Annotated in this window: 9 protein-coding genes and 4 pseudogenes; 11 read left to right on the top strand and 2 right to left on the bottom strand. The window is 53.4% G+C overall.

Annotated elements, in window-relative coordinates; all coding sequences use genetic code 11:
• The first annotated feature begins 3 nt into the window (after positions 1-3).
• A complete protein-coding gene (locus JUI81_RS02505) occupies positions 4-753 on the top strand; it encodes a hypothetical protein (protein WP_204123626.1) in 750 nt (249 codons plus the stop codon).
• Complete coding sequence (locus JUI81_RS02500) at positions 689-1,075, top strand: nuclear transport factor 2 family protein (RefSeq protein WP_204123625.1); 387 nt, start codon at positions 689-691, stop codon at positions 1,073-1,075. The genes JUI81_RS02505 and JUI81_RS02500 overlap by 65 nt, the downstream gene beginning before the upstream one ends.
• 183 nt (positions 1,076-1,258) lie before the next feature.
• On the opposite strand, the pseudogene JUI81_RS02495 reads toward JUI81_RS02500, so the two are convergent.
• Positions 1,259-1,899 (bottom strand): annotated as a pseudogene (locus JUI81_RS02495) (integrase arm-type DNA-binding domain-containing protein); the annotation flags it as partial.
• 29 nt (positions 1,900-1,928) lie between these two features.
• Between JUI81_RS02495 and JUI81_RS02490 the strand changes: the two are divergent.
• From JUI81_RS02490 to JUI81_RS02450, 9 genes and pseudogenes are all read left to right on the top strand, one after another.
• A pseudogene (locus JUI81_RS02490) lies at positions 1,929-2,105 on the top strand (transposase domain-containing protein); the annotation flags it as partial.
• 420 nt (positions 2,106-2,525) lie between these two features.
• Positions 2,526-4,436 (top strand): sigma-54-dependent Fis family transcriptional regulator, encoded by a 1,911-nt coding sequence (locus JUI81_RS02485; RefSeq protein ID WP_204123624.1) that lies wholly within the window; start codon positions 2,526-2,528, stop codon positions 4,434-4,436.
• A 63-nt stretch (positions 4,437-4,499) separates the two neighbouring features.
• Positions 4,500-4,658 (top strand): annotated as a pseudogene (locus JUI81_RS02480) (IS5/IS1182 family transposase); the annotation flags it as partial.
• A gap of 221 nt (positions 4,659-4,879) precedes the next feature.
• Entirely contained in the window at positions 4,880-6,058 is a 1,179-nt protein-coding gene (locus tag JUI81_RS02475) for a serine hydrolase (RefSeq protein WP_204123623.1), read from the top strand.
• A 22-nt stretch (positions 6,059-6,080) separates the two neighbouring features.
• Positions 6,081-6,707 (top strand): nitrile hydratase subunit beta, encoded by a 627-nt coding sequence (gene nthB, locus JUI81_RS02470; RefSeq protein WP_204123622.1) that lies wholly within the window; start codon positions 6,081-6,083, stop codon positions 6,705-6,707.
• 101 nt (positions 6,708-6,808) lie between these two features.
• Positions 6,809-7,414: a nitrile hydratase subunit alpha gene (gene nthA, locus JUI81_RS02465; RefSeq protein ID WP_204123849.1), complete on the top strand. Its 606-nt coding sequence runs from the start codon at positions 6,809-6,811 to the stop codon at positions 7,412-7,414.
• 36 nt (positions 7,415-7,450) lie between these two features.
• Complete coding sequence (locus JUI81_RS02460) at positions 7,451-7,897, top strand: hypothetical protein (RefSeq protein WP_204123621.1); 447 nt, start codon at positions 7,451-7,453, stop codon at positions 7,895-7,897.
• Between the two features lie 119 nt (positions 7,898-8,016).
• Positions 8,017-8,640: an AraC family transcriptional regulator gene (locus JUI81_RS02455; RefSeq protein WP_204123620.1), complete on the top strand. Its 624-nt coding sequence runs from the start codon at positions 8,017-8,019 to the stop codon at positions 8,638-8,640.
• Between the two features lie 1,035 nt (positions 8,641-9,675).
• Positions 9,676-10,639: pseudogene (locus JUI81_RS02450) on the top strand (IS5 family transposase).
• A 260-nt stretch (positions 10,640-10,899) separates the two neighbouring features.
• Here the strand turns inward: JUI81_RS02450 and JUI81_RS02445 are convergent.
• The gene (locus tag JUI81_RS02445) at positions 10,900-12,264 is read right to left on the bottom strand and encodes a DUF1329 domain-containing protein (protein ID WP_204123619.1); all 1,365 of its coding nucleotides are present in this window, start codon (positions 12,262-12,264) and stop codon (positions 10,900-10,902) included.
• Positions 12,265-12,278 lie beyond the last annotated feature (14 nt).

Below are 12,278 nucleotides of genomic sequence, written 5' to 3'. Positions count from 1 at the left end.
AATATGACGCCTCAAACTCTGGTTGGTTCGGCACGATGCGCCTTGCGGGCAGGTTTCGATGTGCGGGAGCTGCACTACGCGCATGGCTTCCTGCTCAACGCTTTCTTGTCACCGCTGACCAACGACCGGCAGGACAAGCCGTTGTTTGTCCGCTTGTCGGCAGTCGATGGTAGCAGCAGCGGTTGGACGATCGACGGCAGTGTCGCTTTCGCCGCAGCTTTGAAGGCGGTCGGCGTCGACGTCGTCGATTGCTCGTCCGGTGGCTTCGGCGTCTACGAATACCCCAGCGGCTATGGCTTCCAGGTGCCGTTCGCTGCGCAGATTCGTCGCGAGGCAAAAATCGGCACCATGGCCGCGGGACTAATCATCGATCCGTGGCAAGCCGAAGCTGTAATCGCCTCTGGCCAGGCCAACTTGGTAGCGCTTGGCCATGTAGCTCTGCGCGATCCACACTTTCCGTTGCATGCACAACAGAAGTTGGGGATTGCTAGCCCCAATGCAGCGTATGCCGACTGGAATATTCAAGCCGGCTGGTGGCTCGACAATCGCGAAACCAAACTTCACCAGTTGGGGCCTTGGGCCCCAACAGTGGATGCCGCTGCGGATAATCGCAGGGGTTGCTCTCTATGCCAGCTAAGAGTGGCCGGCTTTTTTACAACGACTCGAATTAACAATCAGGAGTACAAACATGAACAAACCTACTTACGTGCCGGAATATCAAGCTATCACCGAGGTGCTGAACAAGTACATTGAGGGCTGCAACCAGGCCAAAAGCAGCATCATGAAGCCAGCTTTCAGCGAGCAAGCGACCATGTTCGGCGTCGATGCCGAGGGCAAGCTGGCTGGCGGTCCGATCCATGGGCTGTTTTACGCCATTGACAACCCGCCATTTCACCCATCACCCGAAGCTCAGAGTGTGATCGTCAACATCGACATCGTGGGCACCGTCGCTAGTGCGCGAATCGACACTAACGACATCTCGGGCTTCTCCTTCACCGACTTCCACAACCTGCTGAAGGTCGAGGGCAAGTGGACCGTGGTCAGCAAGATCTACCACACCCACGTCGCGCCCTGATCTCGACACTGAAGCCGCTGCGTAATCGGGGACAGACCACGATTAATTTCGTTTCTGCTTGATAAATCAGGCCAAACCGTGGTCTGTCCCATATTCCCTTCCGCCAGGGAAGGTCGAGCCGCCAAGAACGCCCCGCTGAGGACCGACAGATCATCCGGCCGGTCAGACAGCGCCCGGTAGGGTTAGCGCCGCCATATTCTGCTTTTTTGGTTTCTTGAAGACGGCGCGAATGCCGCTGAGCGGATTGGCAAAGATCACCCGGCATTGACGCCGTAGGCCATGATCTCGTTCAGCCGTTGGGTCGCTCGCTTGACGGTCTCCGGGCTGCCTTTGGTCACAATGGGGCGCAGGATCTTGATGATCATTGGGGCGCTGATCTGCGAGAGCGGCAGGGTCCCCAGGCTGGGAAATACATGCAGGGTGAGCGAGCGCCAGATGTCTTCGGCATAGGTGGGCGTGACTGAATCCTTCTTTAGCTCGAACCAACTGGCGGCCACGTTCTCGAGGGTATGTTCGGTCTCGGTTCGTTTGGCTTGCTTCACCGCCTGGCGGTGTTCCTTGGGGTCGATGCCCTGGGCCAGCAGTTCTCGGGCTTCAACTGATTTGTTCCTGGCCTGCGCCAGCGGCAGCTCGGGGTAGGTGCCGAGTGCCATGTTGATGCGGTTCCTGGTGACTGGATGCCGGTAGTTGAAATTCCACTGCATCGAGCGATTGACCCTGACGCGCAACTGAAGCCCGTTACCATCGATGAGGACGTAGTCCTTGTCTTTGGGTTTGACAGTCTTGAGCTGACGATCCGTCAGCCGAGCGCTTCCAGTGCTCATGGGGCGGCCTCCCTGGCGCGAAATGGTGGATGCCGGGGTCGCTGGACAGCGGAAAACGTGCAGCGGCGATTATGAGCCTGATCCAATTGACGCGGCATAACGGCCATGACCCGTATGCCTATCCAGGGGATCTACTCACGCGCCTGCCGAGGCTGCGGGCGAGCGAGGGTGCGGAATTGCAGCCGCATAAGTGGGCGTCCGTCTAACCATGCAAGCTGAGTTGGTCGGACGCTTACGAGTGGTCAGTGGAACAGCGAATGGAAAGCTGCCGTCGCGAAAATCAAGCCGCTTGGGCAGCTTTCAGGTGCTTTGGGCTCGTACCTTCCGCATCAGAGTCGAATGGCATTAGATGTCAAAAACTCTGTCATGCGCAGGCAAGCCACCCTCTTCCACACTGATTATATTGCTTGTCAAACCGGCCTAATGTGTGCCTGTAAGTTCAACTAGGTGTTCGTTTGCAGGTCAAGGAAACCTATTCGGACACGATTGAGATGAAGGGGGCAGGTTGATGCTTATATAGCATGCAGCGTTGTTATGGACGAGGGAGCGCATGGACGTAGTTATCCTGAACATGCGAATCTGTCACTCGCCCTCACAGCGGGGTGCGGGTGTAGTTGGAGTGGACCATGGCACAAATAATTCAAATGGCAACGGCTCCCGATCCACTAAAAGAAGCACGACAGTTACGTTTTAAGTTGCTGGATGATGGCCATTTACCCCAAGGCATTTTGCGTCAAGAAATAGAAACGTCATGGCGTCGTTGTGTGAGTTATGGGTTAAATTGTCTAGAAAATGCGATTGTTGATTCACATCAGAATCTCGATTTTCAACAGTTGATGGAAAATAATAACTTGTTGATCGAGGCCGTTGCCCCCGAGCTGAATTATTTAATCCATCAGCAGGGGAAGGGAAGCTTAATAATTCTCGCTGATGCCGAAGCCAACATTCTGGCTATCGAAGGTCAGACCGAACTTTTTATAAAACAAGGTTTTTGTGATTTAAAACCCGGCTGCAGTTGGAGCGAGTCGCTATGCGGCACTAATGGCGTCGGCACGGCGGTAATAGAAAGGCGTGCGATTATAATCAATCGAGGCGAACACTACCTTGATTGCCTCAGCCAATTTTCCTGCGTTTCGGTACCAATCAAAGGCCCGCAGAGTCAAGTGATGGGTGTGCTTAATGTGACTCGGGATAGCATCATGGCTGATCCCCAAGACATAATGTCAACGTTGATGCTGGCCGTTAGCAATATTGAGAGCCGGATATTCGCTATGCACTATCCTTCGCATCTCTTATTGGCGTTCCACAACCAAGCGCAATACCTCAGTTCGGGGTGGCATGGTTTATTGGTGCTGAGCCTGGAAGGCAAGCTGCTGGCAGCCAATGAATCGGCCTGTGCTCTCCTGAATATGACGCCTCAAACTCTGGTTGGTCTCCATAATAGTGATCTGTTTGTGGGGGGGCGCTCTTCTGAATTGATTGCGCGATTGTTAAGGGGCGAAGTTAGCAGGGCTCAGACAGCCGAAGGAGATTTTTTTTTCAAGGCCCTTCAATTTCCACATCGCACCAGTTTCGCCGTTTCTATGCCAAACCCCAGTTCGCCAGTCATTAAGCCTCATTTAATAGAGGAACTGGCAGCGAACAACCGCCGTTTATCCCGCGCACTTCGCATGGCACATCAAGGTATGGCCGGAGGTTTACCGGTGCTTCTGCAGGGCGAGACCGGCACTGGTAAGGAGTTTATAGCGCAAGCGCTACACCGAGCTAGCACTCGCGCAGAAAAGCCCTTCGTGGCAGTCAACTGCGCGGCCATACCCGAAGGGCTAATCGAGTCCGAGTTGTTCGGTTATCGGGACGGCGCCTTCACGGGCTCGCGGCGCGGCGGCATGATCGGACGGCTGCAGCAGGCACATGGAGGCACGTTATTTCTCGACGAGATCGGCGATATGCCTCTGGCGTTGCAAGCGCGGTTGTTGCGGGTGCTGCAGGATCGCAAGGTGGCGCCCCTGGGGGCTGGCGAGGAGTTGGATATTAACATCGCACTGATCTGCGCTACTCACCGCGACCTCAAACGCTTGGTTGAGGAAAAACTGTTTCGCGAGGATCTATTTTATCGAGTGCACGGTATCAGTGTGATACTACCGGCCTTGCGCGAACGAGAAGACTTCGACATTTTGATCGAGCGTCTTCTAGCTAAGCTTGGAGCCTCCAGCGTTACTCTGACGAACAATCTCGCCAGCCTGCTGAAAGCCTACAACTGGCCGGGTAATATTCGGCAGTTAGAGATGGTTTTACGTACCGCGTTGGCCATACGCGAACCTGACGAGTGGCAACTGTCTGTGGATCACCTTCCCGACAGCCTGCTTGACGAACTAAGCGCCGTCGAGCGACCGGTTTCCGGCAGCCTTCGGGGTAATGAACTTGTAATAATACGCCAGTCTTTGGAGGCGCATCAGGGTAATGTATCGGCCGCGGCTGATTCGTTGGGCATCAGCCGGACGACCTTGTATCGCAAGCTAAGACAGTTGCCCGATTGAAGCGCCGCTTATGCCCAGTTGAAGCGCTCGCACGCCCATTAATAGCACTTGGTAGTTCGCTAACCGCTCCGGGTGATTAAGCACCAGTTCGGTTATGTGAAGACGCGCTTCCGTGGTCTGGCGAAGAACACGGCGCAGTTGGTGACCCTGTTCGCCCTGTCGAACCTATGGATGGCACGCCGACATTTACTGACGGCTGCAGGAGAGGTGTGCCTGTCATGAGGGAAAGGGCTGCCACGAGGTACTCGCGGCGGCTAAAAACACAGCAATGAGCGGGTGATGTGATCGTTTTTGATCGATTCGCCATTTTCAAAATCGGCGGAGGCTGAAGTCAGCCAGAAATACATGACTACTTTAGACCATCCTTAATCGGGTAGCCGTTTCATTCAAGACACTTTGAGAGGGCGACGACTAAGGTGCGTATTCACATGAGAGGACGCCCCATGCCATTAATTCGTTCAAAGAAAATTGGTGCTATAGCGGCACTTTTTGCGTTGTTTCTGTTGTCTTGTACCATTGCTGTACTGGCGGGATACGGTTATGTGTTCACAGCCGTCCACGATACCTACATGAACGGTAGTCTCACGCCGCCGATCACTGAAACTGGCAGCACTCTCACCAAAAATGTGAGCGAAATTACGGCAGGAAAACCACAGCCGTGGTCATTGGCTGCGGACTACAACCGCTCAGCATTGCCAAAAGATATTCAGGCGAAAATGAGTGCCCTCAATACGGCTGCATTTTTGGTGATTCATAACGGTGCCATCAAGCAGGAGGTTTATTGGCCAGGTTTTGACGCCCATTCACGGACCAACTCTAACTCGGTAGCGAAGTCATTTGTGGGAACTCTAATTGGCATTGCACTGGCCGAGGGTAAGCTCCGCAGTTTAGATCAGCCGGTAAGTGACTTTGTACCAGAGTTCGCTAAGGGCGAACGAGCTCAACTTACCATTCGGCATTTGCTGACTATGAGCGCTGCGACCGATTTCAGTGAAAGTTACCTCAACATGTTGGCCTTCCCCGCCCGTGCGCATTTCGGAGATGATATCACCAATCTACTACTCACCGATTTTCACATCATCGCTGAGTCTGGCAAGACACACAAATACGACAGTAGCAACACCGCGTTGTTAGGTTTGGTGCTCACCAATGCTACCGGTATGTCGCTCAGTGACTATGCGGCGGAGAAGCTATGGCAACCCTTAGGCGCCGAGCAGTCGGCGCTATGGAGTCTAGATCATGCTAGTGGCATTGAAAAAGCCTATTGCTGCATCTACGCCACCGCAAGGGACTTTGCGCGCCTAGGTCAACTTTACCTCAACGGTGGCGTGTGGAATGGACAGCAACTAGTTCCTGCGCGGTATGTAGCCGAGGCTATCAGTGCGGCACCGTTAAAGGATGCCACAGGTCTTAAAACCGAGCGCTACGGCTATCAATGGTGGCGCATGCAGCATCGTGGGCACACCGTCTACTATGGCTGGGGCTATCAGGGCCAATACGTCGCAGTAATTCCAGATAAGAAACTTGTGATGGTGCGACTGGGTGATGGCGGCGGTTTAACGCAGGATCATTACAAACTTGATTTACCGCTGTATCTGGATGCGGCCTTAGACACTCTCTGAACGCGACTGTAGGAGCGCGAACATGGAAGGCATACATGACATGGGCGGTAAAAAGGGCTACGGCGCGGTGGTAATGAAACTTAACGAGCCAGTGTTTCATCAATCTTGGGAGGCTCTCGGTTACGGGTTGGGTGCGATTGGTATTGACCTACTGCAAGTCTTCAACTGGGACGAAGTGCGCCACGCTATTGAACGCATTGAGTCGAAGCACTATCTGACCGCCTCATACTATGAGCGTGTCCTCATCGGCGTAGCAAGTTTGTTTGTAGAAAAGGGTGTAGTAACTCAGGCGGAACTTGAGCAGCGCTCAGGCGGGCGTTTTCTGCTATCGAATCCGGTGGCGGTAAACGCAGTAGAAAAAGTGCCTGTGCCGCGGTCAGAGTGCTTCAAGGTCGGCGATTATGTGGCCGTTCGTGATATTCATTCATCAGGTCACATCCGCATGCCGGCTTATGTGCGTGGAAAGAGGGGGGTAGTAGTACATATAGCACCGTCGGTTTCATTTCCTGATGCATCCGCCCACAGTCTGCCACGACGCCTTGAACCCACTTATCACGTTCGCTTCGAAGTTCAGGAACTCTGGGCTGATGCAGATGAGAATACGGCTATCATCGTTGACCTTTGGCAAAGCTATCTGGAGCAAGCATGAACAAGTTTGACGGCTTAACAATGCTGCTTCGATTCGTAAGGAGCACTAGTGCACCTTTCAGATCCGTCAAAAATCGTCTGTGCAAACATAGTCAAACATTTATGAATACGCTGCCGCTGTCAGCAGAACACCCCATCGCCCCTATTGATATTCGTGCTTATGCGCTGAACGCCGCGCTCGCGGCACAGGAGCCGCTGGTCAAACGCTTTATTGCTTTCTTCACTAAAACTGCCGAGCAGGAATGGAGTCCAGAGAATGGCGCAAAAGTAGTAGCGCGTGCTTGGGTAGATCCCATCTATAGGGCGTCGCTGTTGAAAGACGGCACGGCTGCATGTGCTAAGCTTGGCTATGCGGGGCCGCAGGGTGAGTACATTGTGGTGTTGGAGAACACACTCTCCACCCACAACGTGATCGTCTGTACGCTGTGCTCATGTACTGCCTGGCCGGTGTTAGGTCTGCCGCCTGACTGGTACAAGAGTTTTGAGTATCGTGCCCGCGTCGTTCGTGAGTCCCGCACAGTGTTGCGTGAGATGGGCTTCGAACCGCCTAGCGAGGTCGAGATTCGAGTGTGGGACACTACCGCCGAAACTCGCTACATAGTTCTGCCGTTGCAACCCATAGAAACATACGGCTGGAGCGAGAAGGAACTGGCCACTATAGTTTCCCGAGAGGCGATGATTGGTGTAGCGCCAATCGTAATAAAGTAAATATATCTACCTCCTAGAGTATTCGGAAAGCATAAGATGAATGCAGTACAACTTGCACTTTTGGGTAGTGGGCTTTTCTTTATAATTGGTATGTTGACCGGTTTGTGGAAACATTGTTGCATGATTAGCAGTCCTGACACGCAAGTGCCCGTATATGTCTATATCTGCCATCGCACCGCGCTGATGTACTCCTTAGCGTGTTTAATTCTATTTGAGTTTGCACAGCGCAGTGTTTGGTCAGAAGTGGCTAACCAGATGGCAGTCATAGTTTCGATTTTTTTCTTTGCTGCAGCAGTAGCTAGCTATGCAATTCATGGATGGCTGCGCGATACTGACAATCAGCTTCGTCGGCCGCATGTGTTGGGTGTCAAACATGTTTATAGTAGGGTTGTCAGCTTATTTGTATTGTTGCTGGTCGTGGGAGAGTTAGGTGGCTTTCTTATCTTATTTGCTGGGTGGTTGCGCAGTTTTTGGGTGATTTAGCCCGATTAGAAATGGCTGGATAGGTAAAGTTATTCTAGGGGGGGGAGTGGGGGGTATTCGTTGGCTCTGGGGGCTGCACACCTATACATCAGCATCTGGCTTTCAAGATCGTAATTGGTTTGGATCGCCCGATAAAAATCCTGGGTGCTGATGGAGGAGTTCGTGAGGGAAGGGTATTGTCGGTGCTCGCAGGCGAGAAACATAAGGTCATTGCCGAAGGTGCTCGCGTAGGGTTGTGCTACTTTGACTCGGGGGTATTTCACAGTTCGTTGTTACCTTCCGCTGCTGAATTGCGAGCACTGGTTTCCCTTTGTAGAAGCATTGGCCGTGGCGATAAGGAGGCGATACGGGATTTAAATGTTGAGTTAAAATTGGTTGGCTCCAAGGTTCTGGAGTCGTGCGTGATTCAGGCCGTCGATTTGTTGCGCCAACGAGAAACGGTAAAGCTCGGTGTGATTGCATCACGGATAGGTTTGTCCAGCAGCAGGCTCAGGCATCTGTTTACCTCTCAGGTAGGAGGAGCTCCGGTTAGTTACAGAAAGTGGCGACGACTGTGGATTGCTGCGGAGCTGTTAGGGCGTGGCGAGAAAATTGTTGACGCTGCCCTTGAATCGGGATTCAGTGATTCATCACACCTGACTCGAACTTTTGTCGAAATGCTGAGCATTACCCCGCGGGTGTTTCAGGAGAGTGAGATAATTATTCTTGCGGCGGTCTCCGCACCCCTACGGTTAGATAATTGATTTGTGTGAAATAGCGTGGAAAACTTTCCCGATTCCCTGGATAAACAGCATCAAATAGTTTCCACCCCGGTGTGTGCAACCATCCGGTCTTTTGGCCGGAAAATCTGGAGTGTTATCGATGGACATTTATGCTTTGAAACTGCGATAAGTGCATCGTAGTCCTTTGGGGTCATTTGCCCCAGGACAAACGCGTTAACTGGGGTGGTTCGTCGATGGAGATCGTAGTGTCATGCGCTGGTGTGGGCGCATTTGTATTAATGACAGTATCTGTGTAAGTGGTCTGGTTCCGAGTCTGGTCTAGGGGTTGATTGGAAGACGTACATGCTGCGAGTATCGAGGTGAGTGTCAGCGACGTTAGCCAGTGCGTCTTGATTTTTGTCCGCATTACCGGTATCTCCTCTCTTTATGTCATTAACCACATTTTTAGGCATAGGCTCGGGTTGGTCTTTCCAGAAGTCGAGAGCTGAGAGCGATCTTTTGCAGCCTAACTATAAGTAGCCACCAGACGGTGCGTTAAAACGTACCGTCTGGTGGATAAGATCGATTGTAGACGCCCGCTGGATGGCCTTGGATTGAAGCGTGTGCGGAAAGTTGGCGTGCTGTTATACACCATATCTGCTGCTCCTTTGGCTCATGGTGTTCTGACTTGGTTGAGGCTAGCGCCAGTGAAGTCCGATATCAATTTCCGGCACCATGCCCTACACCCTCCGACCGCTTCTGGCCGACGCTGTTGAAAAAGTGCCTTCAACCCGTTTTCGAGAGCCTCGCTAGTAAGGCACTGTTTTTAGGCGGCTTTCTGACGGCCGATTTTCTCATCTCAATCTGCTCAAGAGAGAAAGTCGAGTTTTTCAACAGAATCGGCCAAAAGCGGACGGTCTACCCTATAAATAAATACCTCCCCTTTTCGCACTTTCAAAATCGGCGGGGCTGAAATCAGCCAAAAATACATGGCTACTTCAGACCTACCCCAAGAAACTCTGAAGAAGACTTCCTGAATTTGGCAAAATAGCCTGACGCCACCCGCCGTGTTTTCCGATGAAGCAGATGATCTTCGCCGACGCCGAGTACGCCGGTAAGCGAAAGCAGACCCGCAAAGAGCTGTTCCTGATCGAGGTGGATCAGGTGGTACCGTGGAAGGGCTTGATTGCCCTGGCCGAGCCGTATTACCCAAAGAGCGAAGGGGGCCGTCCGGCGTATCCGTTGATGGCGATGCTGCGGGTGCGTCTGATGCAGAGCTGGTTCGGGGAAAAGGCACTGTGCGAGCCTACCCTCCTGCGCCAGTTTGCGGGGCTTAGCCAGGAGCGCACTCCTGACGAAACGACCACTCTCAACTTTCGTCGCCAGCTGGAGAAACACGAGCTGGCCGCCGGAATCCTGCCCGTGATCAATGGCTATCTGGGCGACCGAGGGCTATCGCTGCGTCAAGGTACCATTGTCGATGCCACGCTGATCAATGCGTCCAGCTCGACCAAGAACAAAGATGGCAAATGCGACCCGGAGATGCACCGGACCAAGAAGGGCAACCAGTATTACTTCGGCATGAAGGCCCATATCGGCGTGGATCGAGTCGGGTTTGGTGCACCACGTGGTAGGCTCGGCGGCCAACGTGGCGGACGCCACCCGGGTCGACAAGTTGCTGCACGGCGCTGAAAACATGGTCGGTGCCGACGCCGGATACACCGGCATCGAGAAGCGTCCCGAGCATGAAGGCCGGGAGGTCATCTGGCAGATCGAGGTCCGCCGCAGTACGTACAAGAAGCTGGGTAAGCGCAGTGCTTTGTACAAAGCCAAGCGTAGGATCGAGAAGGCCAAGGCCCAAATACGCGCCAAGGTCGAGCATCCGCTCCGGGTGATTAAGCACCAGTTCGGTTATGTTAAGACGCGCTTCCGTGGTCTGGCGAAGAACACGGCGCAGTTGGTGACCCTGTTCGCCCTGTCGAACCTATGGATGGTGCGCCGACATTTACTGACGACTGCAGGCGAGGTGCGCCTGTCATGAGGGAAAGGGCTGTCGCGAAGTGCTCGCGGCGGCTAAAAACGCAGCAATGAGCGGGTGAACTGATCGTTGTTGACCGATTTGCTGCTTTCAAAATCGGCGGGGGCTGAAGCCAGCCCAAAATACATGGCTACTTCAGACCATCCCTAAGGGGCTATCCTAAGCGCGACCTTGAGGAGATCTTTGCGCCTTATCCGACCAGCCCAAAAAAGCCCCGAACTAGTCGGGGCGTAATTGCGAGGATGCGGCTTCGGGAACAGGATTTATCGGATACCTTCCTGGCGGAGTGAAGACGGCGTGAATTCGGCCGTGGTGGCGGTGAAGCCGTAGTCGTAGGCCTGCTTCTCTTCGTTCTTCATACCCATTGCCACGTACCGACCGGATTGCAGGTCATAGAGGGTTTCTAGGGCATACCACGGTACTTGTTTGTCGTAAAAATACTCAGCATGAGACTCGGCTACGCGCCATAGTTGGCCACGCCCGTCATAATGGTCGATCACTGCGGCTTGCCAAGTGTCTTCATCGATGTAGAAATCACGCTTGGCATAGATGTGTCGCTGACCTTCCTTGAGGGTTGCGGTTACATGCCAGACACGGCGCAGTTCGTAGCGTGTAAGATCTTGATTGATGTGGCCTGCTTTGATGATGTCGTCGTACTTGAGTTGCGGCGAATCGATCTTATAGCTGTTAGCAGCGATGTACATCTCTTTCTTACCCTCCAGCTTCCAGTCATAACGGTCCGGCGAGCCGTTATACATGTCAAAGTTGTCGGATGTGCGCAAGCCATCTGCAGCGGTACCAGGGCCGTCATAGGATACTTGCGGAGCACGACGCACGCGTCGCTGGCCGGCGTTGTAGACCCATGCCAAGCGCGGTTCTTTTACTTGGTCGAGGGTCTCATGTACTAGGAATACGTCGCCGGCCAGGCGAGCAGGCGCAGTTACTTTCTGCTTATAGTAGAAAAGAATATTGCCAGCGTTAGCCGGATCGTAATCCTTCATTTTGTCGCGGAAAACGATCTGTTCCTCAAAGTGAACCAGGTTGTATGCACCGTTGGGCTGTGGTGTCGCCTGGGTGACCAGACGACGCAAGCTGCCACCGCGGTAGCGGGTAATATGGTTCCAGATCACCTCCACTCCGCTTTGGGGAATTGGGAACGGTACGGCCGATATGTAGTTTTCCAGACCATTACCGTCAGAAATCAACTTGGCGTTGACCGCATTTTTCTTAGTGGCGGCAAATACCTCGTCTGGAACCGTGATGCCACGATGAGAAGGGTATACCGGCATCTTGTAGGTTTCCGGGTAGCGCTTGAACATCGCATATTGGCCCGGTGCGAGTTTATCTTTGTACTGGTCAACGTTCTGCGCGGTAATGGTGAAGAGCGGTTTTTCGCTGGCGAACGGGTCGGAAAGGAATCCTTTGCTATCCACTGTGCCGGCATTTTTAGGCATGGGCTTCCACGCCGGAATCGAACCGTCGGCATTGCCGGCCATTTCGGCGCCCAGCGGCGTCAGGCTTTTACCAAGCTTGTCGGCTTCGGCGGCCGACACCGCCGCCATGACGCTGACGGCCGGAAGGGAAAGTCCCAGAGCACCGGCCAGGAACAGAGTTTTTGTTATTTTCATAATGTGCCATCCTG

This window comes from Pseudomonas sp. 008 (genome assembly GCF_016861935.1).
GTDB lineage: Bacteria > Pseudomonadota > Gammaproteobacteria > Pseudomonadales > Pseudomonadaceae > Aquipseudomonas.
Note: the sequence above shows the minus strand (reverse complement) of the source record. Positions and strands in the feature narration are given on the sequence as shown.

Excerpts from the sequence above, each read along its gene's own strand:
- JUI81_RS02505 (WP_204123626.1), top strand. The coding sequence starts at position 4 with ATGACGCCTCAAACTCTGGTTGGTTCGGCACGATGCGCCTTGCGGGCA.
- JUI81_RS02500 (WP_204123625.1), top strand. The coding sequence starts at position 689 with ATGAACAAACCTACTTACGTGCCGGAATATCAAGCTATCACCGAGGTG.
- JUI81_RS02485 (WP_204123624.1), top strand. The coding sequence starts at position 2,526 with ATGGCACAAATAATTCAAATGGCAACGGCTCCCGATCCACTAAAAGAA.
- JUI81_RS02475 (WP_204123623.1), top strand. The coding sequence starts at position 4,880 with ATGCCATTAATTCGTTCAAAGAAAATTGGTGCTATAGCGGCACTTTTT.
- nthB (WP_204123622.1), top strand. The coding sequence starts at position 6,081 with ATGGAAGGCATACATGACATGGGCGGTAAAAAGGGCTACGGCGCGGTG.
- nthA (WP_204123849.1), top strand. The coding sequence starts at position 6,809 with ATGAATACGCTGCCGCTGTCAGCAGAACACCCCATCGCCCCTATTGAT.
- JUI81_RS02460 (WP_204123621.1), top strand. The coding sequence starts at position 7,451 with ATGAATGCAGTACAACTTGCACTTTTGGGTAGTGGGCTTTTCTTTATA.
- JUI81_RS02445 (WP_204123619.1), bottom strand. The coding sequence starts at position 12,264 with ATGAAAATAACAAAAACTCTGTTCCTGGCCGGTGCTCTGGGACTTTCC.